The organism is Gammaproteobacteria bacterium (assembly GCA_028819075.1).
Lineage (GTDB): Bacteria > Gemmatimonadota > Gemmatimonadetes > Longimicrobiales > Gaopeijiaceae > BD2-11.
This window is the reverse complement of sequence record JAPPMM010000059.1, coordinates 22,642-44,494: the sequence shown is the minus strand read 5'-3', so window position 1 is coordinate 44,494 and position 21,853 is coordinate 22,642. Positions and strand designations below refer to the sequence as shown.

At 67.0% G+C, this 21,853-nt stretch carries 19 protein-coding genes; 13 read left to right on the top strand and 6 right to left on the bottom strand.

Annotation, left to right across the window (positions count from 1 at the left end; translation table 11 throughout):
- Positions 1-6: 6 nt before the first annotated feature.
- The 5 genes from OXU32_15935 to OXU32_15915 are packed head-to-tail and all read left to right on the top strand — an operon-like array spanning position 7 to position 5,742.
- Positions 7-1,185, top strand: coding sequence for an exonuclease SbcCD subunit D (locus OXU32_15935; GenBank protein ID MDE0075446.1), 1,179 nt, complete (start codon positions 7-9; stop codon positions 1,183-1,185).
- The gene (locus OXU32_15930; GenBank protein ID MDE0075445.1) at positions 1,166-3,946 is read left to right on the top strand and encodes an SMC family ATPase; all 2,781 of its coding nucleotides are present in this window, start codon (positions 1,166-1,168) and stop codon (positions 3,944-3,946) included. Before OXU32_15935 ends, OXU32_15930 begins: the two co-directional genes overlap by 20 nt.
- On the top strand, positions 3,943-4,959 hold the full coding sequence (locus OXU32_15925) for a hypothetical protein (GenBank protein ID MDE0075444.1): 1,017 nt from the start codon (positions 3,943-3,945) through the stop codon (positions 4,957-4,959). Before OXU32_15930 ends, OXU32_15925 begins: the two co-directional genes overlap by 4 nt.
- Before the next feature lie 52 nt (positions 4,960-5,011).
- Positions 5,012-5,329 (top strand): ribbon-helix-helix domain-containing protein, encoded by a 318-nt coding sequence (locus OXU32_15920; protein MDE0075443.1) that lies wholly within the window; start codon positions 5,012-5,014, stop codon positions 5,327-5,329.
- The gene (locus OXU32_15915) at positions 5,326-5,742 is read left to right on the top strand and encodes a PIN domain-containing protein (GenBank protein ID MDE0075442.1); all 417 of its coding nucleotides are present in this window, start codon (positions 5,326-5,328) and stop codon (positions 5,740-5,742) included. The genes OXU32_15920 and OXU32_15915 overlap by 4 nt, the downstream gene beginning before the upstream one ends.
- Here the strand turns inward: OXU32_15915 and OXU32_15910 are convergent.
- Entirely contained in the window at positions 5,734-6,903 is a 1,170-nt protein-coding gene (locus OXU32_15910) for an AAA family ATPase (protein ID MDE0075441.1), read from the bottom strand. The two genes, OXU32_15915 and OXU32_15910, sit on opposite strands and share 9 nt — an antisense overlap.
- Positions 6,904-7,056: 153 nt before the next feature.
- Here OXU32_15910 and OXU32_15905 point away from each other — a divergent pair, with 153 nt between their 5' ends.
- Complete coding sequence (locus OXU32_15905) at positions 7,057-8,052, top strand: hypothetical protein (protein ID MDE0075440.1); 996 nt, start codon at positions 7,057-7,059, stop codon at positions 8,050-8,052.
- Here the strand turns inward: OXU32_15905 and OXU32_15900 are convergent.
- Both OXU32_15900 and OXU32_15895 read right to left on the bottom strand, forming a co-directional pair.
- A complete protein-coding gene (locus OXU32_15900) occupies positions 8,049-8,783 on the bottom strand; it encodes a tetratricopeptide repeat protein (protein MDE0075439.1) in 735 nt (244 codons plus the stop codon). The genes OXU32_15905 and OXU32_15900 overlap by 4 nt on opposite strands.
- Before the next feature lie 104 nt (positions 8,784-8,887).
- The gene (locus OXU32_15895) at positions 8,888-10,081 is read right to left on the bottom strand and encodes a DUF819 family protein (GenBank protein MDE0075438.1); all 1,194 of its coding nucleotides are present in this window, start codon (positions 10,079-10,081) and stop codon (positions 8,888-8,890) included.
- A gap of 428 nt (positions 10,082-10,509) precedes the next feature.
- On the opposite strand from OXU32_15895, the gene OXU32_15890 reads away from it, so the two are divergent.
- From OXU32_15890 to OXU32_15875, 4 genes are all read left to right on the top strand, one after another.
- A complete protein-coding gene (locus tag OXU32_15890; protein ID MDE0075437.1) occupies positions 10,510-11,661 on the top strand; it encodes a LuxR C-terminal-related transcriptional regulator in 1,152 nt (383 codons plus the stop codon).
- A 323-nt stretch (positions 11,662-11,984) separates the two neighbouring features.
- The gene (locus tag OXU32_15885) at positions 11,985-13,808 is read left to right on the top strand and encodes a leucine-rich repeat domain-containing protein (protein MDE0075436.1); all 1,824 of its coding nucleotides are present in this window, start codon (positions 11,985-11,987) and stop codon (positions 13,806-13,808) included.
- Entirely contained in the window at positions 13,808-14,266 is a 459-nt protein-coding gene (locus tag OXU32_15880; protein MDE0075435.1) for a hypothetical protein, read from the top strand. The genes OXU32_15885 and OXU32_15880 overlap by 1 nt, the downstream gene beginning before the upstream one ends.
- Positions 14,267-14,422: 156 nt before the next feature.
- Positions 14,423-15,931: a hypothetical protein gene (locus OXU32_15875; GenBank protein MDE0075434.1), complete on the top strand. Its 1,509-nt coding sequence runs from the start codon at positions 14,423-14,425 to the stop codon at positions 15,929-15,931.
- Positions 15,932-16,054: 123 nt separating this feature from the next.
- Here the strand turns inward: OXU32_15875 and OXU32_15870 are convergent, their stop codons facing one another.
- A complete protein-coding gene (locus tag OXU32_15870) occupies positions 16,055-16,213 on the bottom strand; it encodes a hypothetical protein (GenBank protein ID MDE0075433.1) in 159 nt (52 codons plus the stop codon).
- An 84-nt stretch (positions 16,214-16,297) separates the two neighbouring features.
- Between OXU32_15870 and OXU32_15865 the strand changes: the two genes are divergently transcribed.
- From OXU32_15865 to OXU32_15855, 3 genes are all read left to right on the top strand, one after another.
- Positions 16,298-16,435 carry a hypothetical protein gene (locus OXU32_15865; protein ID MDE0075432.1) on the top strand — a complete coding sequence of 46 codons (138 nt, stop codon included), beginning with the start codon at positions 16,298-16,300 and terminating at the stop codon, positions 16,433-16,435.
- The gene (locus OXU32_15860) at positions 16,432-17,301 is read left to right on the top strand and encodes a hypothetical protein (GenBank protein MDE0075431.1); all 870 of its coding nucleotides are present in this window, start codon (positions 16,432-16,434) and stop codon (positions 17,299-17,301) included. Before OXU32_15865 ends, OXU32_15860 begins: the two co-directional genes overlap by 4 nt.
- A gap of 218 nt (positions 17,302-17,519) precedes the next feature.
- Positions 17,520-18,518 carry a hypothetical protein gene (locus OXU32_15855; protein ID MDE0075430.1) on the top strand — a complete coding sequence of 333 codons (999 nt, stop codon included), beginning with the start codon at positions 17,520-17,522 and terminating at the stop codon, positions 18,516-18,518.
- On the opposite strand, the gene OXU32_15850 is transcribed toward OXU32_15855, so the two are convergent.
- Positions 18,515-20,443 carry a pyrroloquinoline quinone-dependent dehydrogenase gene (locus OXU32_15850; protein MDE0075429.1) on the bottom strand — a complete coding sequence of 643 codons (1,929 nt, stop codon included), beginning with the start codon at positions 20,441-20,443 and terminating at the stop codon, positions 18,515-18,517. The two genes, OXU32_15855 and OXU32_15850, sit on opposite strands and share 4 nt — an antisense overlap.
- Before the next feature lie 53 nt (positions 20,444-20,496).
- A complete protein-coding gene (locus OXU32_15845) occupies positions 20,497-21,639 on the bottom strand; it encodes a hypothetical protein (GenBank protein ID MDE0075428.1) in 1,143 nt (380 codons plus the stop codon).
- Positions 21,640-21,853 lie beyond the last annotated feature (214 nt).

The window sequence follows — 21,853 nt, the reverse complement described above, 5'->3', positions numbered from 1 at the left end:
GGTGACGTGAAGATCCTCCACACCGCCGACTGGCACGTCGGCAAGACGCTCCGCGGACGCAGTCGGGCCGACGAGCACCGGGCCGTCCTCGACGAGATTGTCGCCATCGCGGAGCGGGAGGCCGTCGGTATCGTGCTGGTTGCCGGCGACCAGTTCGACCGCGCCGTGCCCAGCCCCGAGTCGGAGGAAATCGTCTACGACGCACTCCTGCGGCTGGCCCGCACTGACGCCCATGTGGTCGTCATCGCCGGCAACCACGACAACCCGCGACGGCTGGCCGCGGTCAAGCCCCTCCTGGAACTCACAAACGTCACGGCCGCGTCCAGGGTCGCCCGCCCGGACGATGGTGGCGTGGTCCGCGTCCGCACGAAATCCGGCGAGACCGCCTGCATCGCGCTCTTCCCCTTCCAGTCGAAGCGCGGGATCGTGACGGCGGAGGCGCTCATGGGGGGTGACCCCGACGATCACCAGAAGGAATACAGCGACCGCTGCCGCAGGATTGCGCAGGTGCTGTGTGCGGGCTTCACCGGTGATACGATCAATCTCGTCGTCGCCCACCTGACGGTCGCGGGGAGCGCGGGTGACGTCGGGGGGATGAGGGGAGGGGGGGAGCGCGACGCCCACCTCTTCGACTACTACGTCCCCGCCGACATCTTCCCGGAATCGGCACACTATGTCGCCCTGGGGCATATCCACAGGCCCCAGAAGATCCCGGGACGCTGTCCCATCCGCTACGCGGGCTCGCCGTTCGCGATGGATTTCGGCGAGAAGCATGGGGAGCACAGCGTCACGCTCGTCGAGGCGGGGGCCGGGAGACCGGCGCGCGTTCGGCCGATTCCTCTCACCTCCGGGCGGGCACTCAGCACCCTTCGCGGCAACATCCTCCAGCTGGAGCGGATGGCTGGCACGACCGGCGACGACTTCCTCCGCGTCATCGTCGAGCAGGCCCCGTCACCGGGCCTGGCTGAAGGGGTCAGGGAGATGTTTCCCCTTGCGGTCGACGTACTGGTCAGGCCTGAAGAGCCGGTTGGTTCGCCGTCTCCCCCGCCTGTCGACCCGCGCGAGCTGCGCGATCCACGTTCCCAGTTCCGGCGCTACCTGAAAGAGGCGGGAATCGAGGGCGAAGAGTTGGCCCGGCTGTTCGACGAGCTGCTGGAGGGCGAGTATGCGGCCGCTACGGCTTGAGCTGGAGGGCTTCACGTGCTACCGCGAAGCCACGGTCGTGGACTTCGCCGACACCGACCTGCTGGTCTTCCGAGGAACCACCGGATCCGGAAAATCCAGCCTGATCGACGCAATGATCTTTGCGCTGTACGGATCGGTACCGCGCTACGACAACCTCAACCTGATCGCGCCGGTCATCAGCCAGGGGAAGAACCGGGCCAGGGTAAGGCTCGACTTCGAGGCCAGGGGCAGGACGTACACGGCCGTCAGGGTCGTTCAGCGCACCAGGACCGGTGCCACCACGAAGGAGGCCCGTCTCGAGGCGTTCACCGAGGGAGAACCGGTCACGACACTCGCAGCTACCGAGGCGGACCTGTCGGCGAGCGTGCAGCACGACGTAATCGGGCTGAGCCTCGACCACTTCACCAAGTGCGTCGTGCTCCCGCAGGGCGACTTCGCCGCCTTCCTGCGAGCCCGGCCTGCGGAACGCAAGCAGCTGCTGGAGAGACTGCTCGGGCTGGGGCTGTACGAGCGATTGCGCAAGGCCGCAAACCTGCGGTGGAAGGAGGAGGAGAGCCGAGCGGACAACCTCAAGTGGCAGTTGGAGTCGGCGCTGGCGCACGCGACTCCGGAGGCCGTTGGCGCGGCAGAGCGCCGGATCGCGACGCTGGTCCAGCTTTGGGAGCACATCGGCAAGGTGTCGGCGGAGCTTGCCCGGCTTGCGTCCGCCGCCGAGGCCGCGGGCGATCGCTGGACGAAGGCTGCCGGGCGGCTGGAACTCCTTGCCGAAGTGCGCGTTCCGGAACAAGCGGCGATTCTCGCGACGCAATACCGCCAGGCCGAAGAAGGACTGCGGGCGGCGTCGGAGGCGCTGGAACGGGCCGTGGACCGGCGGCGTGGTGCGCAGGCCGCCCTGGCCGACCTGCCGCAGAGGGCGGCCATCGAGAACGTGGTCAAGACGCGTAAGGAGCTCGCCGGAATGCAGGCGGAGATCGGGCGGACCCGCGATGCACTGAACGCCGCTGCGGAAGCCGCCGCGTCGGCCGCGAGGCATGAAAAGTCCGCAAATGAGGAACTCGCAGAGGCCAGGCGGTCGCTCGATGGGCTGCCCGGCAAGGACGAGCTCGAGGCTTTCCGTCGACAACACGATCAGCTCGTGGGGCTGGAGGGCGAGGCTGAGCGCGCCCGGGGCGCGCTTTCGAACGCCGAGCGGGAATACCGGGTGGCGGTTGGCCGAATGGCCGAGGCCGATCACGAATTGGACGTCGCGACCCGGGTGCTGGATGAGCTCCGGCTGGCTCACGGCGCGGCCGATATGGCCCACCACCTGACGGAGGGTGAGCCATGCCCCGTCTGCCTCCAGACTGTGTCACAACTGCCGGAACATGACGTCCCCGCGGATCTGGACGGAGCCCGGGAGCGCAAGAGCGCCGCGGAAGCAGGATCGAAACGGGCCCGAGACGCCAGGGATGGACGCGCGGCGACGCGGACGTCGTGCGTGACCGCGTTCGAACTTCGGCAGCAGTCGGTGGCAGCCCTCCGTGAACAGCTCGCGGGGAAGCCGACGCCCGGGCAAATCGATGCCGAGTTGATCCGCATCTCCGAGGCGGAGGCGAGCGTGCGGCTGTTGGAAGAGCAAGCCGGAGCGGCCGCTCGGGAGCGGGCCGGGTGTGAAGCCCGGTTGAACGGTGCCAGCGCCACACTGAGGCAACAGAAGAGGTTCGCCGAGAGTCTTCGGGCCGACCTGACGGAGGCGCCGACCCCCGAGGAAACGGCTGAGCTGCTGGAGAGGATTGGCGCGGCTGAGGCCGCGTTGCGACAGGCGCAGGCGGATGAGGATGCGGCCAGGCGTACGCACGGCGACGCCGAGCAGAAGCTGAAGGGTCTGCAGGCGCGCATCGCGGAAGCGTGGACCCGGTTCCGCAGCGTCCGCGATGGCGTTGCCGAGATGCAACCGCCGCCGGCCGCCGAAGGCGACCTCTCGGGTTCGTGGACCCGCCTGTCGGAGTGGGCCGACGGGCAGTATGCCACATCGCGGGAAACCATGGCCAAGGCCGAGTCGGAACACGAGAGGGCGACCCGGGACAAGACCCGTCTCGATTCGAAGCTCCGGGAACGCTGCCTGCGGGACGGCCTTGCCGTGGGACCCGACGAGGATCCCGCGCAGCAATGCTCGGAGGAACTGGGAGCGGCCCGCGCGCGGCTGGAACAGTTGCGCGAGTCCGCCGCCGAGCGGAAGCGCGTAGTCAGCGAGGAGAAGGACGTTCGCAAGCGCGCGGTCATCGCCAAGGATCTGGGAACCCACCTCAGCGCGAGAAGCTTCGGCGCCTGGATGCAGAACCAGATTCTCGCTTGGCTCGTCGAGGGCGCGACGACCCGGCTTCGGGAGCTGTCGAGCGGCCACTATTCACTCGATCTGTCGGACAGAAACGAGTTCCTGGTGATCGACCACAGGAACGCCGACGAGCCCCGGCTGGCCAAGACGCTGTCCGGAGGCGAGACCTTCCTCGCCTCGCTTGCCCTCGCTCTTTCGCTGGCGGAGCAGGTGACCAACCTGGCGGCGCACGGCAGTGCCAAGCTCGAGGCGCTCTTCCTGGACGAGGGTTTCGGGACGCTGGATTCGGAGACGCTGGATGTAGTGGCGGCCACCATCGAGCAACTCGGCACCGAACGCATGGTCGGGATCGTGACCCACGTTCCCGAGTTGGCCGATCGCATACCGGTCCAGTACCGGGTGAAGAAGGTGGGAAACTCGTCCTCGGTGGAGCGGGTCGAGACGTGAAGCGCTTCGAATCCCTCGCCATCGAAGGCTGGTCCCCGGAGTACGGCTCTCCGGTCGAGATGGAGCGGGAGGAGATCCCGGCCGACCAGGTGGACGCCGGCGTGGAACTTCCCGAGGGCGAATGGCGCCCGCTTCCTTCCGACGAAGCCGAAGCCGTCCCCGGGAGGGTCTACTTCATCGACGGCGTGCGGCGGATCGAGGCGCGCGTCTGGATGAGCGCCGCGGGTGACCCCAGTCTCGGGATCTGCGCCTCGTACGCCGCCGGGATGGTCCGCTGCGGCCGCAAGGCCGAGATCGTGGCGGCGGAGGTGCGCCGCGGGTTCTTCGGACGGGCCGGGGTTCCGGACCTGGTGACCCGGGTGGGGACCTTCGCTGCGAGCCCGGTGGCGGAGGACGATATCCAGCAGCTCATCAACGGCCTGCAGGAGCGCATGGGCCAACTGGAGGTCAAGGTTGCGGGTGGGTGGGGCGCCACGCGATCGCGTGGTCGTTCGGCCCGCGTCGGCCTCGGCTCGGATTCCAACGGCGCCAATCCCCCTCTGCATCCCGGTGCCCTGATGCTGATGGACGGCCCCCTGCGCGGCGGCCAACGCATCCCGGGGGCCATCGGCTACGTGAAGACCCACCGCGTCCAGTACCTGACCGGGGCTGCGCGCGCGGTGGTGGCGCGGCTCGCCGCCCGGGAGCGGACTCCCCTGTTTCTCATTCAGACGAAGTGGACGCGATACTCGTGGTATCTGCGCCTCACGGAAGCGCGCGGGCACCCCTGGGCGGGCATCGTCCGCTGCGAGGCCTGGCCGGAGACGGAGCTGGAGCAGGTGCGGAGGATCGCGGACGCGACGGCGGCGGTGTTGCCGCGCTTCGCCTCCGAGCCCCACAAGGACGACCGGGCGCCCCAGAATCTCTATCCGATTGCCGGGCTGGAGCGTGAACTTCACCACAGGCTTGGGGATCGCGGAGTCGTGTTCCGGGCGCTCCATCAGGCTGCCAGGGCGTACCGGCCGACCCACTGACGCCAGGCCGCAGCGGTTGCCAGGTATATGGTTACCATATACCATATACTTTATGAAGACCATCAAGACGACCGTGTACCTGAATGCCGCCGACTACCGCACGCTCAAGTCACTGGCGGCCGATCAGAGGCGTTCGGCGGCGGAACTGGTTCGCGAGGCGGTGGCCGAGTACGCGGCTCGGGCAACCGAGCGTCGATGGCCGCGGTCGATCGGCATGGGAGACAGCGGCGTCGCCGACCTGGCCGAGCGGTACGAGGACATGATGGACGGCTTCGGCGCAGAGGGTCTCACGGGCGCGGAGGACAGCGGGGCCGCTCCGGCCGGAGAGCACCGCCCGCACCCTGAGTCCAGGAGGGATCCGGCCCCGTGATCGTGGCCGACACCAGTGCCCTGCTGGGACTTCTGGATCGGCGCAGCCGTTCCCACGGAGCTTTGGCGGAGGCGTTTCATGCCTGTCGTGAACGATGGGTGTTGCCGTGGGCGATTCTCCCCGAGTTGGATTACATGATTCCCCGGGCACTCGGCGCCGCTGTGTACAGGGCATTCCAGGCCGACCTGGAGGAGGGCTGCTTCGCCGTCGAATGGGGTGGCTGGGCCGACGTGCGGAGGGCGCTGGAGCTCGACCGCGCCTATGGCGGCCTCTCGCTCGGGCTGGTCGACGGGGTCGTCATGGCGGTAGCGGAGCGGCTGGAAGCGGAGGCGATCGCGACACTGGATCTCCGTGACTTCGGAGCCGTCAACCTGAAGGGCGGGCCGGCTATCTGGCCCCGGGACCTACGCTGACGCGACGACATCCTCCAGTTCCCTGGCGGGATCCAGCTTCGCGAGAAACTCACCGACAGGCAGACAGAGCACACGGTTTCTGACCAGCCTCTGCTCGCCGCGGTAGAGCAGAATCCGGCGGGCCTCGGGGTACTCGTCGCCGAAGGCCCCGAGGCCCCTGAGATCGGCGGGACGGATGCGGTCGGCATTCATGACGTCGATGCCCCAGATGCCGGGAGTTCCATAGAGGACGAAATCGACCTCGGCCCCCGCCCGGGTACGCCAGTAGTAGAGCCTGCCGTCCGTTTCCGAGTAGGCCAGCCATGCGCGCAGGTGTTGTGCGACCAGTCCCTCGAGGGCGGGGCCGGAGATCTCTTCGGGCCGGTCGAGCGGACCCGAGGGACGCAGGCTGCGGAAGACCCCGCAGTCGAAGTAGAAGAAGCGCGGGTGCGCCACGAGGCGTCGCTTGGCGCGCCGGGTAAAGACGGGGAGGCGGAACGCCAACAGCAGATCTTCGACCAACTCGACATAGCCCGACACGGTGGACCGGCTCGTCTCGCATTCGCGTGCTACTTCGCTGACGTTGAGCGTCGCCGCGTGGGAGAACGCGATGGCTTCGAGGAACCGCGAGAAGTTGCCCACGTCTCGAGCCAGCCCCTCGGCACGCACTTCCTGCTCCACGTAGAGGGATGCGTAGGCGGACAACGCGCCCGCGGGATCGCTTGATGAGAGGACGGTGGGTACGGTTCCCAGCGAAAGAGCGGCTCTCAGGTCGAAGCCGGCCCCGAGTTCCCCCGCCATGAAGGGGTGCATCGTCCGCAGGATCGCGCGTCCCGCGAGAAGGTTGACTCCTCCCCGGCGCAGCGTCCGGGCGCTCGATCCCGTTAGGACGAACCGCCACCGTTTCCCGCTCTCCATGAGTTCGTGCACCACGTTCAGGAGTTCGGGGACGCGCTGGATCTCGTCCACCACGACATCTCCGCCGGGTGGAACAGCGTGGACCAATTCACGCAATCGCTCCGGGCGAGCCGCGAATCGGCGGAACTCTTCGGCGCGCAGGAGATCCACTACAAGCGCGTCCGGAAACTGCGCGCGCAACCATGTCGTCTTGCCGGTCCCGCGTGGGCCGAAGAGGAAGAAGCTCCCGCGCGGAGCGGCGAGGAATCGCGGTAGAATTGTCATATTGACGGGCAAAGTGACGAAGCAACCGTCATTCTGTCAACCGTCGAGTGTGTGGGGACCGTTGCCGTTGCAGAATGCGATGTGCGAATATGATTACCTGCCGAGTTGCTCCTCTGAATCCAATCGTCCGCGAACGCCGTGTACACGACATGCATGTACTGCAACAAGTCGCTCCGGACGAACAAGGTCGTCGAGGAGTTCCCCGTCGGTCGCCGCCTTGCCTTCGACGCGGCGAAGGGAAGGCTATGGGTGGTGTGTCGCCGCTGCGAGCGCTGGAACCTCACTCCGCTGGAAGAGCGATGGGAGGCGGTGGAAACGTGCGAGAAGCTCTTTCGTGCCACGAGGATCCGCACTTCTACAGAGAACATCGGGCTGGCGCGGCATTCGGAAGGGCTGGAACTGGTTCGGATCGGAAAGCCGCTGCGGCCGGAGTTTGCGGCTTGGCGATATGGAGACCAGTTCGGGCGGAGGCGTCGGCGTGCTGTGGCTATTGGAACCGGGGCGTTCCTTGCGGGAGCCGGCGGCATGGTACTGGGCGGAGCACTGGCGGGGCTGGGGGGCATCGGCTTCGGGACGTTCATCTACCAATCGATCAACGGGTGGAACATGTTCCGCCCGTCGGTCTTCTTTCGCCCGGAGGACGGGCGACTTCGGTGGATGAACCGCTTCCGCGCTCTTTGGGCTCGCCTGCGTCCGTCGGGGGGCGAATCCGACTTCAGTGTCGAAGTGAAGGCCAAGGGGCTTGTTGGCGGAAAGCAGGAGAGGTTCGAGGGCGAGGACGCCGTCCGGGTACTCCATGCCATCCTGCCGCGGGTCAATGCCGACGGGGGTTCCCGGAAGACGGTGCAGGCTGCCGTGACAAGGATCGAACGCGCCGGGCAGCCGGATAGAATCGTTCGAAGCCTCGCCCACCTTCTACAGTATCGATATTCACCCGCCGGAGTGCAGTTGAGCGCACTCGAGAAGCACACAACGCTCGCGCTGGAGATGGCGCTTCACGAAGAGCAGGAACGCCGGGCCCTCCAAGGGGAACTGTGGATCCTTGAACGAGCGTGGAAAGAGGCCGAAGAGATCGCTGCGATTTCGGACAATCTCTTCCTGCCCGCCGGAACGGACGCGTTCCTCGACCGATATCGCCGAGACGGCTAAAGCGTCTCCAGCGCCTCCCGAGCCTGCGCGTTGCCCGCCGCGGCCGCCCGCCCGTACCACTCCCGCGCCCGCTCCAGGTCAAGCGGCACGCCCCGCCCGGCCTCGTAGGCCTCGCCGAGCCGGAGCTGCGTGATGGCGTCTCCCCGCTCGGCGGCGCGCAGCCACCACTCCGCCGCCAGCCCGTGGTCTTCCTGCACACCCCGCCCGGCCGCGTACTGATTCCCCAGGTTGTGCGCTCCCAGCACGTGCCCCCGCTCGGCGGCGCGGCGGTGCCAGGCCGCTGCCTGCACCGGATCGACCGGTTGGCCCAGCCCCTCGTCGTAGGCGGTGCCCATCAGGAAGACGGCCTCCAGCACGCCCGATTCGGCCGCGCGCTCCACCTCGTCGATGACCTCCGCGGCGATTGAGCGCGCCCGCTCCTCGTCGTGGGGGAAGCCCATCCGCCCGGTGGAATGGACGCGCGCCAGCCACATCATGGAGAGCACGCCCCCGCGGTCGACCGCCTGCTCGAGGAGTTCACGGGCGCGGGCATCGTCTACGCTACCCGCCACACCTGTGTACCAATCCACAGCCTCCAGCAGGACCGGGTCGGGGTCGGCCGGGGCTGGGGAGCAGCCGGCAGCGAGGAGGAGCAGAAACATGCCGGGGAAGAGCCTCGCGGGCCGAAGCGCGACAATCGAGCCCGCGGCCGCCTTCGCCATGTGCATCGAGACCGCGCGAATCGCGGCCATCGCTTCCGTGTCAGCGACCGTCCGCGGCAAGCCAACCCAGCCCGCCGACCTCCGGCCCGCCACCGCCTCGTGCGCACGTCCGCCCTGCCGCCCGCCCATCCGTCTCAACCCCCCACCTGACCCAGCAGCCACGCGCACGCGAGCGCCCCGTAGATCCCCAGGATGTAGCCCGCGACGGCCATGAGCAGCCCGATCGGGGCCATGGCCCGGTGATACACCCCCGCGACCACCGGCGCGGACGCCGCCCCCCCGACGTTGGCCATGCTTCCGGTGGCCACGAAGAACAATGGCGCGCGCACGATGCGGGCAGCGATCAGCAGGACAACCAGGTGAATCGCGATCCAGACGGCTCCCGCCGCGAGGTAGACAGGAGTGTCGAGCACCGCCCTCAGGTCGGCCTGGGCCCCGATCCCCGCCAGCAGCAGGTAGAGCGCCGTGTAGCCCAGATGTGACGCCCCCACGGTCTCGAGCTCCCTCAGCCGCGTGAACGACAGGATCAGCCCGCCGGTCACGACGATCAGGATCGCCCAGGTGGTGCTGCTGATGATGGTGGGATCGCCGACGGCTGGGAGCATCGCGCCGAGCTGCCGGGCGCCCACCGCGCACGCCATCCCGAACCCGATCATGACCACCGCGTGGCGCAGCGACATCGGGCGCCGCTCCCGGTTGATGGCCTCCAGGCGCCGGTTGGTCTCCTCTATGGCGCCGGTGCGGGCGCGCGTGCGCTCGTCGAAACGGCCCTGCAGCCCGACCATCGCGATCAGCACCCCCATCCATCCGTATCCGACCACGGTGTCGACCACGATCGCCGGCCCCATGGCGTCGGGTGACGTCCCCACGCTCTCGGCGATGGCCACCATGTTGGCCGTCCCTCCGATCCAGCTTCCCGAGAGCGCGGCGAAGCCGGTCCACGCGTCCGGGGGCAGCATGTCCCTGAACAACAGGAGCGAAATCGGGCCTCCGATAATGATGCCGACCGTGCCGGCCGCGACCATGAAGAGCGCCGTCCCTCCGAGCTTCAAGACGCTCCCCAGATCCACCGAGACCATCAGCAGCAGGAGCGCGAACAGGAGCAGGTACGGCACCGTCCAGCCATAAAGCGGGGATTCTGCGGGCGTGATCCCGGCGGTCGTGGCCAGCATGGGCAGGAAGTAGACGTAGATGACGGGCGGAACGACCTCGAACACCTTGCGAAAGCGGGGCAGCTCCGAGACCCAGAAGACCAGGGCCACGATGGCGGCCAGGAAGGCGAATACCCCCATCGGGTCGGTGATGAGTGCCGTGGTTTCCTGACCCATGCGTTCTGCTCCCATGAAGATGTCAGTATTTGTCAGTTATGATACCAGTAGATATCAGCGTACTGTCGATGTCCGCGGACGAGGCCGGTGCAGCACCTTGCCACGACGGCAGCATGAAGCACAAGTGGCCGGCGGGCCCATGCCCGCGTCACGTCGAACGCGCGATGCCTGCCCCGATCCGCCCGCGGTGGTGCTGCAAGTCCCTCGATTCCGAGGATGGCAGGTCCGGAACGGCGCGCCGGGGAGGTCCGGGCCCGTCGGTCGCGCTTGCAGGTTGTTCGGCGATCACGGTAGTATCACGAACACAAGCCAAGAGTCGCGAGTCAATCGCAAAATATGGCGATCGGCGACGTATCGGTGGCGGTCATGGTCATCTCCGGGCAGGCTTGGGCGTGGCCGGTCGGCAGCAACCGAAACGAGTAGAGAGCATGGTCGGAGCGGACAGGTTCGGGCGGGTCGTGGAGCATCTGTACGAGGCGGCGCTTGGAGGCGTCAGCTGGGCTTCCGCAGCTGCCGCGATGAACGACTTGATCCGGACGACCGGCCAGAGCATTACGCACCTGGACATGGGTCCCGGGGGTGAGCCCGAGCTTCTTCTGTCCCGGTTCTATGTGGGGGCGGAATCACGGGACGATCTGCGCCAGCTGTATTATCGCGACTACTACTGGCGGGATGAAGCGATTCCACGGCTCGCCGGACTGGACGATGGAGAGCTGGCCTGGAAGTCGGATCTCTACACCGACCAGGAGATGAAGACATCCGCTGCATACAATGAGTTCCGCGTGGCCAACAGCACGCAGAACGGGTTCTTCACCGCAATGCACGGGTTGGACGGATCGGCGATCGTCTGGTCCTGCGGAAACTCTACCGCGCGGGAAGGATGGGGGCACGATCAGGTCCGGGTCATCCGGCTCCTCGCGCCTCACATACGCCAGGCCGCGCGTGTTCGCCGTGCGATAGCGGATGCCGGGGCGTTGGCCGCGTCGCTGGCCGGACTGCTCGAGAACGGGCGGGTGGGATCGATCCAGCTGGATCGCCATGGACGCATCGTGGAGGCGAACGACCGCGCCAGGGGCATCCTCGTCGAGCGCGATGGGCTCCGTGATGCGGAAGGTGTACTAAGCTGCGGGCACCGAGGGGAAAACGAAGAGCTTCAGCGCCTGCTGGCCCAGGCGCTGCCCCGGTCCGGTGTTCCGGGCGTCGGGGGTTCCATGGGGATCACGCGCAGGAAGGATCGAACGCCGTTGATCCTTGAAATCCATCCCGCACGGCGCATGGGTGTGGATCGTCGTGCGGGCGAGGTCGGGGCACTGGTGCTCGTCGTGGACCCAGCGCGCCGACCCCGGGTCGATCCGGGCCTGGTGGCAAAGCTCTTCGGATTGACTCCCATGGAGAGCCGCGTGGCGGTGGCGGTCGCGGCGGGCCGGACGGTACCCGGCATTGCGGCTTCGCTGGGCTGCGCGGAGAGCACGGTCAAGACCCACCTCAAGCGGGTCTACCGCAAGCTGGGGATTCGCAAGCAGACCGAGTTGGTGCGGAGGGTCATGTCGCTGGAAATCCTGCGAGGGTCAACCCGGTAACGGGAAACCCTCGTTTCGGACGCGCCAGCATTCCCTCCCATTCCCGGGTGTCCCCTGAAGAGGGGATACCCGTGCGCATGCCAACTCCACATCCTCATCCTTGGCGCGTCCCGGTGAAGTCTCTGTATGGTAACCGTTGGAATCCTGTCGATCATGTATTGATCGTTGAAGCAAGGGCACCGTGATACTATGATCGCGTCAGGCAGGTCGCCGCAGGGGCGAAAGTGAATGACGGAGGCTGACCAATGTTGAAACGCTTCTGGCCCAGTGTGGCATTGGCGTGCCTCGTGTCTGGGACCTGCACTTCAGACGCCGCAGAGGTAGTGGCACCCATTGCTGAAGCCGCGCCTTACGCCGAGGCGCAGGCTCGGAATGCGGTGACCGATACGCTGACAGACCGTGAAATCCTCGAGGTCTTCTATCACGCCACCGGAGGTCCGGACTGGGATTACCAGGGCGGCTGGATGTCCGAACCGTCGATCGCCGACTGGGAAGGCGTCGGCGTGGACACGGCCGGCCGGGTGCAGGCCTTGTGGCTGCCTTACAACAACCTGTCCGGGTCGATTCCGCCGGAACTCGGGAGCCTGACCAAACTGGTGGAGCTGCAACTCCCCGAAAACCGGTTGACCGGTTCAATCCCGGGAGAACTGGGCGGTCTGGGCAACCTGGAGGACCTGGACCTCTCTTTCAACCGGCTGACGGGGTCGATCCCGGCGGAGCTCGGCAACCTTTCCAGCCTTCTCTGGCTGAATCTCTGGGCAAACCAACTGACGGGGTCGATCCCGGCGGAACTCGGCGACCTGTCCAGCCTCGAAGTCCTGGATCTCGATGAGAACAGGCTGACGGGTTCAATTCCGCCGGAGCTGGGCGATCTCGGCAATCTCGCTTCGTTGTACCTGGTCTCGAACCAACTGACGGGATCGATCCCCGCCGAACTCGGCGAGCTGGCCAATCTCGAGGAGTTGATGCTGGCCGGGAATCAGTTGACGGGATCGATCCCTGTCGAACTCGCCGAACTGGCCAACCTCGAGGCGTTGGCGCTAAGCCATAATCAGTTGACAGGATCGATCCCATCGGCACTCGGCGGACTGGATGGCCTCTTGGCCTTGTGGCTGGGCGCGAATCAACTGACGGGTTCCATCCCACCGGAACTTGGCGACCTGGACAACCTCGTGGTACTGACCCTCGAAGATCTCAAGTTGACCAGCGTCCCGTCGGAACTTGGCAACCTGGGCAATCTCGAAGTGCTGTACCTTTCGGGAAACAACCTGGCTGACGTCCCATCGGAACTTGGCGGCCTCGCCAACCTCCAGTTCCTCACCCTCGCCCACAACGAATTGACCGAGCTCCCGCCAGAGCTGACCGACATCGACAATCTCAGGTTCCTGCTCCTCAACGACAACGAAATCGCGGGGTCGATCCCGCCGGAGCTGGGCGAGCTGTCCAGGCTGATGGACCTGTCCCTTTCCGGCAATCGGCTGACGGGCTCGATTCCGCCGGAGTTGGGCCAGCTCGACAGCCTCAGGGCGTTGGAACTGCAGGACAATCAATTGACCGGTTCGATCCCGCCGGAGCTGGGCGACCTGGAGGTGCTGGAAGTCCTGTGGCTGGACGACAACGACCTGTCGGGTCCGATATCGGGGGAGTTCGTGCGGTCGGCATTCCTGCATGACTGGGACAGTGACCGATACCCCCTGGCTTTCCTGTTCGCGGACAACAACCGCTTCTCGGGCCCGGCACCGGCCGAACTCGATAGCCTTTCGCTCTACGAGGTCGAGAGCTTCATCTCCCTTGCAGGTAACGAGTTGACAGGCTCGCCGCCCCTGCTCCCCGCCGGCGACGTCCGCCGAAACTATTTCTCCGGCTGCATCCCGGCGACATGGCGGCTGTGGGGACTCCTCTGGAATTTACGGGTGAATCCACAACGCACGTCCACGGGCGGCACCGTCAACCTGAAGGAATGCATCGGACGCGATGGGGCGGCCGCTGTGACGGGTGTGACCGGTTTCACCGGGCAAGCCGGCGACGCGCTGCGGGCGAGTTTGCGGGAGGATCTGGAGGAGACGAGACACAGGGCTCTCATCGAGCGCATGCCGCGAAACCGGCTGATCGCCAGGATGGCGGAGCGGGAGCCCGGCATCCGCTGATGGGTTCCGGCCGGCTCAACGAAACGCACCTCACAGCCTCGTTCCTCGTGCTGTTGCTGCTCGCAGGGTGCGAAGGCAGTCCGATCGATCCGGTCGGACTCGTCCCCAGCGCCGGCATCATCGTATTCGCGCGCGCCGACTACCGCGGTCCGCACCGGGTCTTTGTCAACGACGTGAGAGACCTCCGGCGGGTGGACGACGAGCCTCAACCCGCTGCGTCGGACTGCGCCACCAAGATCTTCGGTCAGGAATATTGGACCGATTGCGTTTCTTCCATCAGAGTCGCCGATGGATGGCAGGCGGTCCTATATGTGCACGATACCTTCCGGGGGGACAGCCTCACCGTCACGTCCGACATCCCGGACCTCAGCCGGATCCCACTACCACCATTAGGTATCCCCCACGACTCAATTCGGAACTGGGACGACGTAATCTCGTCGATACGAGTATTGCGGTGACCGGACGCGGCTGGGACACGTTCGCCTGCAGTTCAGTTCAAGGAAGCGACAATGGTTTGGGTCTCGGCTGGTAGTGCCCTACACGTTCTCCGCGTACGCCACCCGTTCCGCGCCGCCATCGGCGCCGCGGTTCTGGTAGCCGCGATCGGTTCGTGCGTGACCAACGTCCGGTACGAATCGGTCCCGCTGGCCGGGCCGCGCGTGGTTCAGTCGCCAGTCAAGGCGCACCTCGTGGACGGTTCCACGATCGTATTCTCTGACGGGGTCACGATCGACAACAGCCTGGTAACGGGTGATGGGGCGCGATTCGACATTCGTCTCAACCCCGTCGGCGCCGTCCTGGGAGTCGCTCTGGACAGCGTGCTTGCCATGGAGAGCTTCAGGACGGAAACGGATATCCTTAAGTCGATCGCTTCCGTCTACCTGCACACCGCGGCAATCACCGTGGTGAGCGCTGGTCTTGCTGCCGCGATCTGGGGTTCTTGCCCCACGGTGTACTCGGATGGCACGGGAGTCGAATTGCTGGAGGCCGAAGCGTTCTCATACAGCATCGCTCCGCTGTTCGAATCGCGAGATGTCGACCGACTCGCGGTCGGCGTTGACGACCAGGGCGAGGTACGTCTCGAGGTTCGCAACGAAGCGGTGGAGACGCACTACATCAACCACTTCGAACTGATCGAAGTCGGGCACGCGTCCCACGAGCAGGTGGTCCCGGATCCCGAGGGAAGGCCCGTCAGGCTCGGAAGCCCGCTCGCGTTGCAGCACGCTGCGGACCGGGATGGCCGCGACGTGACGGAGCTGCTCTCAAGGCCGGACGGAATCCTGTACACCAGCTCCGTGTCCCGCATCGAGGATGCCATAGCTTCGGGTCCCGGGGAGGTCGAGGACCATATCGAACTGGATGTAGCGGTTCCCCTGGAGGCCGGGCAGATCGGGCTGCACCTGCGCCTGAGGAACAGCCTGCTCGCCACGGTGCTCTTCTACGACATGATGCTGGGCGACCGAGGGGCGCGTGCACTGGACTGGCTCGGCCAGGATCTTGGGGAGATCGGGCCGGCGGTCGAACTCGGCCAGTGGGCCGCCGACAACCTCGGTATGCGCGCCAGCGTACTCGAGAGCGGCACATGGCGTGAGGTTGCCCGGATTCCCGACAAAGGGCCGCTGGCGTGGGATGATGTCGCCGTCGTCGTTCCCGTGAGCCCGGACCGGACGGAGGCGTCCGTGAGGATCCGGCTGGCGTTTCCGGCCGATCACTGGCGGATCGACCATGTGATGCCGTTCGAGACCGCGCGATACGCCGAAGGCCGAGTGGTTCCGCTCTCGATGATCCACGCCCTGGACGGCAGCGACCAGACGGACATGCTCGCCAATCTGGCGTCGGCGGACGACTCGTATCTTGTGACCTCTCCCGGGCATGCCTTTGAGATCGTCTTCCGGCCCGGTGTCGATGCCCGGCAAGACGGGCGGAACCGCAGTCGCACGTTCTTCCTCGCGTCGCAGGGCTACTACATCGAGTGGGTCCGGCAAAGCTGGCTGGCCGCCGGGCGCGAAACGGAACCGTTCCGGCCAGGCCCCGAAACCCTCGTCGAGGCCCTCCGCCGGTGGCACGCGGCACGTGATACGATGGAGGAGCAGTTCTACGCCACCCGAATCCCGGTGAGGTGACCGGTGCCGCATCCGAAGACCCGGTTCGTTCTCGCGGGGATGGTCTCCCTTCTGATGCCGGCCTGTTCGTATGGCCCCAAGGTGGATCGGTTTCCCCCCGCGCTGCACCCCTCGGGAATCGCCTCACTGCTGTATGTCGCTGGCGATACCCTTGACGCGGAGGTGCTTGCCGTGGAGGAGGACGCCCTTCTCGTCCTTGTTGACTCGGCGGGTCAGCACCGGCTCGCGGGAAGGCTGGCGCGTATTCCGTTCCCGGGAATCACCCGAGGCCGATTCGCGCATGCCGGTGGCGTCCGCCGCGGCTTTTTTGGCCGCGGCTTTTCCTTGTCGGCAAATGTCCGACCCTATGAAGCGACGGGCGAAGACTTGGCCGCGAATCCCGAGGACCGCGCCAATCTGCAGCTCCTGAGCCGCTATCCGCAGGGCGTGAGCGGGGACCTGCTGGCCCGTCTCGAGGCAGCGTACGGCGAGCTCGAGACCCTGGATCCGGATGGCGAACCGTGAGGACGATTCGCTCCCTGGTCTCGCTGGCCGCCTGGCTGTGCTGGTGCTGCGGTGCGCAGGGACAGGAGCATTCGTCGTCCGGACGGCCCTTGCCATCCTGGTGCGGGTTGTCGGCGGAGCAGACCGATTTCCTGGTGGTCAGCCAGCGTGCGACCGAGCGTTACCATGACCCCTCGGCCGCTGTCGCCGATGGATTTCGACGGGTGGGAGCCGACGCCCCCGCCATGGGACGTCACTGGGTCAGCCTGGCGCGGTTGTTCGACGGCGAGATCAATCCCGCGAGACCCGAAATCCTCATGTACGCGGTTGTGGACGGGCGCGAGATGCTGGTGGGAATCGGTTTTGGATACGTGGTGGGTTCCGGAAACGGCAAGGTTCCTCCGCCGAACCCATTCGAGGGTGACGCATGGCACGTCCATTCCGGCAGACTCGATATGGAGAGCCACCGCACGGATCACGAGGACCTTGGCCTGCACGACGCTCGTTCAACTGTGCATGGGCGGAGCGAAGCCGGGATATCGGTCGTGCACGCGTGGGTGGTCGTGGAGAATCCTGCGGGTGTGATCGAGCCCAACAACTGGACGCTACCATACTTGCGGCTCGGCTTGCGCCGCCCGCCCGAGGTTCCGCCGCAGGCCGATCGAGCCATCTCTCTCGCGTCGCTCGGAGGCGCGTTCTTCATCGATAGAGCGAAGCTGTTCGCGGACCAGGGCTCCGGGCCGGCAGCCGGCTGGGCGCCGGCGTTGCGAGCTGCCGAGACGGAGGTCATGGAGTGGTGGCACGCGCGCTCAACAGGACCACTCACGCCGGACGAGATCGAGTGGCTCGACGATCTATGGAGGCGTTTCGGGCTGATGGGGCTTTAGGAACGCCGACCAATCGGTCGACCGGATACGCGCCGAGTCCGACGTTGACGGGGTGGCCATGAATCCGCAGTCTTTGGCTCCACGTCCTGGATAGTCGTCCCGTGGTGGTCGGCTTCACGAGCAGGGAAACCCCGAAGCCGCCTCGGTCGTCTTATTGACATCGTACAGAACTACTCTGGACCCCTTCGGACCTGGTGACCTGAGCACGTCGAAAACTCATGTACACCACATGCATGTTCTGCCGGAAGCCTCTGGGCGCCAACGAGGTCGTGGAGTCGTTCCCGGTTGGGCGGAGGCTGGCCTTCGACGCCGTCCGGGGCCGCCTCTGGGTGGTCTGTACGAAGTGCGAGCGCTGGAACCTGACGCCGCTCGAGGAGCGCTGGGAGGCGGTTGAAGACTGCGAGCGGCTCTTCCGCGACACCCGCATCCGTGTCTCCACGGACAACATCGGATTGGCGCGTCATCCCGAGGGCCTGACCCTGGTGCGCATCGGCGAGCCCATGCGGCCCGAGTTCGCGGCCTGGCGCTACGGAGACCAGTTCGGGCGGCGGCGAAAACGTACGATCCTGTATGGGACGGCCGTGGCCGTCGTGATCGGAGGCATCGTGGTCGGCGGAGCCGTAGCCGGCGTGGGCGCGGGCGTCATCAGCCAGGTGCCCAACTGGTTCAACGTCTGGCGGAGTCGGCGCACTGTCGTGAAACTGCGTCCCGAAGCAGAGCGTGTCATCAAGCTCAACAACCATGACCTTCTGGGCACGCGCATCCGGCCCGCCGACGACGAGCAGGGCTTCAGGCTTCAGATCCGCAAGGGAAAACGGAAGACCTGGCACGACGGCGCCGAAGCGCACCGGTTCGCAGCGGCGATCCTCCCGAGGATGAACGCGTCCGGCGGAGCCAGCGGTGCGGTGCAGAACGCCGTAGGCCTCATCGAGACCACCGGACATCCGGAGCGTTTTCTGGCGAGGGTCGCGGAGGGACAGCGCTTCGAAGACAAGAAGGGCGTGCCAGGCTACGTCAACAAGATGCCCAAACCGCACAAGCTCGCGCTGGAAATGGCGCTCCACGAAGAACAGGAGCGACGCGCCCTGGAAGGCGAATTGTGGCTACTGGAGAAGGCCTGGGAAGAAGCCGAGGAGATCGCGGATATCTCGGACAAGCTGTTCCTGCCGGAGGGAGCGGAGGAGCTCCTGCGGCAGAACCGTCCGGCTGATCCCTAGAGCCCGAACGCCAGCAGCGCCGCCCCCTCGCGTTCGCCCGTGGCGATGACCACCAATTGCCGGCCGTCCCGGGTCTCGAAGGTCATCGGGTTGGCGTAGGCCCGCGCGGGCAGCCGGCCCTCCCAGAGCACCTCTCCGCTCGCCGCGTCGAAGGCGTACAGGATGTCCGAGCCGCCGGTGAGGAACACGAGGCCGCCGGCGGTCGCGAACGGCCCCGGCGCCCCCACCACCCCCAGCCGGGCGGGCAGGTCGAGCTCGGCCAGCGCCGGATGTCCCGCGATCTCGGGGCGCTCCCCGACCGCCTCCTGCCAGAGGATCGCGCCGCCGTTCATGTCGATGGCCGTAACGGTGCCGTAGGGCGGGTTGGAGATGGGCAGCCCGTCCACCGTCAGGGTCCGGGACGCCGTGCGGTCGATGGCGTAGTCGGCCACCGTAGTGGCCGGGTTGGCGGGCGCGATCCGGAGCAGGCTGGCCTCCTCGGACGACTTCACGAACAGGACCGCGCTGGCGGGATCCACCGCCACGCCGCCCCAGTTGCCGCCGCCGAGGATGCCCGGCATGGCGATGGTGCCCTCCATGGAGGGCGGCTCGTAGAGGGGGCCGAAGCGGTAGCCGGCTGTCAGCTCTTCCGCGCGCCGCCGCAGCTCCGGCGTGAGGTCGATGAGGTCGTCGGGAGTGAATCCCTGGCGGGCAAACGGGGGCGGGGAGGTGGGGAAGGGCTGGGTCGCGGCGGCGACCTCGCCGGGCACGTCGCTCGGCGGGACGCGCCGCTCCTCGATGGGCCACACCGGCTCGCCGGTCTCCCGGTCGAAGGTGTAGACGAAGCCGGTCTTGCCGGCCACGGCCACCGCGTCGACCCCCCGGCCATCGACCGTCACCGTCAGCAACGCCGGCGCGCCCGGGAGGTCGAAGTCCCATAGCCCGTGGTGCACGGTCTGGAAATGCCACGCCAGCTCGCCCGTTCGTGCGTCCAGAGCCACCAGCGACTCCGCGTACAGGTTGTCGCCCAGGCGGTGGCCGCCGTAGTAGTCGTTGGACGGGGTGCCGATTCCCGCATACAGGAGCCCGCGCTCCTCGTCCACCACCATCGGCGCCCAGGCGTTGGTGTGCCCTGTGTAGTCCCAGCTGCCGTCCTCCCAGGTCTCGTTGCCGGGCTCGCCGGGCTGCGGGATGAGGTTGAACGACCACGCCAGCTCGCCCGTGTGTACGTCGAAGGCCTGCACGTTCCCCGGCGGATCGCGCGGGTAGACGAAGCCGTCCCACACCCCGTTGCCCACGATCACCAGGTCCTCGAAGACCACCGGCGGCGACGTCTGCGTGTAGTGCAGGCGGTTGGTGGGCCAGAGCAACGGCTCGGTGAGGTCGATCTCGCCCCGGTGCCCGAAGGACTGGATCGGTTCGCCGGTGGCGGCGTCGAGCGCGATCAGGCGCCAGCGCGTGTTGAGGAAGATGCGCCGCTCGCCCGGCCCGCTCCACACCGCCACCCCGCGGTGCACGAAGCCGGTGCCGTTGGGCGGCTGGCCCCATTCCACGGTGCGCGGATCGTACTCCCAGTGCGGGCGTCCCGTGCTCCCCTCGAGGGCGATGACCCGGTTGTAGGCCGTCGTGAAGAAGAGCGTGTCGTTGAAGGCCAGCGGCGTGGTCTCGAAATTGCCCGGGCGCGTCTCCTGCCCGCGGATCGGTGACAACGGCCCCGGAATCGGTTGCTCGCCCGTCTCCCAGCTCCACGCCAGCTCGAGCTCGCCCACATTCGCCGTCGTGATCTGGTCGAGCGGCGAATACTTGGATCCTCCCGCGTCGCGGCCGTAGGCAACCCAGTCCCCGTCGCCGGCAGGCTGGGGCCCGGGGGCGGCTTCGGCGCAGGCGGACAGCATGAGGACCACGGACCCGGCGCGGACGCGCCTGCCGAAGGCGAAGTGTTTCATGGCGGTGGCGGGTTCGAGGGGCAGGTATTGCTGCGGCGTACCCGCAGACCGCCCTAATCTCCGCCCGGCCTCTTGGGAAGGAAAGGCACCGAGTCGCCCTGCGCGACCATCCACTGCTCGAACTTCTGATACCGCTGCCAGTAGCTGTCGGGCGGCGACCTGCGCCAGAAGACGCCCTCGATGGGCAGCAGATACGAGTCCTCGGGATCGTCCGCGAGCGGACCGAACACCGCGCGGCCACCCGCGTGCTCCACCGGCTCCGGGGTGCGGAAGAGCCACTGGGCCACCGCGATGGTCGTGTCCGGGCTGATGACCAGCGTGCCTTCCATCGACGGGTGGTCGTCGTCCCGCGCGCAGAACACCAGCGTCACGCTCCCGTCGCCATCGGGCTCGTCGGACCGGTCGAAATAGAAGCGGTGCCGATCGCCGAAGAACTCTCCCGCGAAGTGCGGGGCGAAATCCGCCTCCAGCGGAGGATAGACCCAGGACGTGTACGATTGCTCGGGCGTGGATCTCCGGATCTGGTACGCGTACCCCTCGCGCTCTATGCGACGCCGCCAGCTGAACCGGAGCAGGGAAGAGGAGCCGCGCTGCGCCACGGCCTCGCCCGCGGCCTGCACCGTTCCCACCTCGCCCTCCGGCAGGATGGATTCCACGGACGCCAGATAGGTGGCCACGCCCAGCGTGTCCAGACCTTGGTTGTAGCGCGCGGCCGCGTGCTCCCACAGGCGGCGTGCACCGCGATCCTCCCCGCCCGCGCAGCGGTCCCGTTGCGCATCCACCACGAGCTCGGGAAGCGGGATGGGTTCGCGGGTGAGGCGGATCTCGTAGGACTCGACGCCCTCCTCGATCTGGACCACCTCGGGATGGTATCCGAGCTGTCCCGCATACAGGGCGCGAATCCGTCCCGTCATTTCGGCGGGGAACCGGAACGAGCCGTCTTCGTTGGCCAGCCGGCCTCCGATCTTGCGGTCCGCGGCCCACGCCTCCACGGCGGCACCGGGGACGGGGTCGCCCTCTTCGTTGAGGACGTAGCCCGTGATCTGTGCCTGCGAGGGCGATGCGGCGGCGAAGCCGAACATCAGGAGAAAGATTGCGTTCAGGGCGTGGGCGGTTCCGGCCTGGGCGCGGTCATGCGCGAGCGGGATGCCGCGATGCGGCTGCCGCCGGACGAGTGGGAGCTGGTCGATGGCCATCGGCGGTTCGAGCGGGATCGGGAAACGTGCTTGCTCTGTCTGTCTAATCGGATGGACGGGCCCAGGTTCCGGTTGCCCTCGCGAGCCGGGCTCTTCCGACGACACTCGAGCGGGGATGGAATCTGCCTTGGGTCATTGCACGCTGCTCCTTGCCTGCGGTCATGCACGTGTCTAGCGTCGAAACCCGTACACTGTTGACGGTTCCTGCGACCCG

Excerpts from the sequence above, each read along its gene's own strand:
- OXU32_15930 (MDE0075445.1), top strand. The coding sequence starts at position 1,166 with ATGCGGCCGCTACGGCTTGAGCTGGAGGGCTTCACGTGCTACCGCGAA.
- OXU32_15920 (MDE0075443.1), top strand. The coding sequence starts at position 5,012 with ATGAAGACCATCAAGACGACCGTGTACCTGAATGCCGCCGACTACCGC.
- OXU32_15910 (MDE0075441.1), bottom strand. The coding sequence starts at position 6,903 with ATGACAATTCTACCGCGATTCCTCGCCGCTCCGCGCGGGAGCTTCTTC.
- OXU32_15905 (MDE0075440.1), top strand. The coding sequence starts at position 7,057 with ATGTACTGCAACAAGTCGCTCCGGACGAACAAGGTCGTCGAGGAGTTC.
- OXU32_15900 (MDE0075439.1), bottom strand. The coding sequence starts at position 8,783 with ATGGCCGCGATTCGCGCGGTCTCGATGCACATGGCGAAGGCGGCCGCG.
- OXU32_15895 (MDE0075438.1), bottom strand. The coding sequence starts at position 10,081 with ATGGGTCAGGAAACCACGGCACTCATCACCGACCCGATGGGGGTATTC.
- OXU32_15890 (MDE0075437.1), top strand. The coding sequence starts at position 10,510 with ATGGTCGGAGCGGACAGGTTCGGGCGGGTCGTGGAGCATCTGTACGAG.
- OXU32_15880 (MDE0075435.1), top strand. The coding sequence starts at position 13,808 with ATGGGTTCCGGCCGGCTCAACGAAACGCACCTCACAGCCTCGTTCCTC.
- OXU32_15870 (MDE0075433.1), bottom strand. The coding sequence starts at position 16,213 with ATGCGCGAATCGGCCTCGGGTGATTCCCGGGAACGGAATACGCGCCAG.
- OXU32_15855 (MDE0075430.1), top strand. The coding sequence starts at position 17,520 with ATGTACACCACATGCATGTTCTGCCGGAAGCCTCTGGGCGCCAACGAG.
- OXU32_15850 (MDE0075429.1), bottom strand. The coding sequence starts at position 20,443 with ATGAAACACTTCGCCTTCGGCAGGCGCGTCCGCGCCGGGTCCGTGGTC.
- OXU32_15845 (MDE0075428.1), bottom strand. The coding sequence starts at position 21,639 with ATGGCCATCGACCAGCTCCCACTCGTCCGGCGGCAGCCGCATCGCGGC.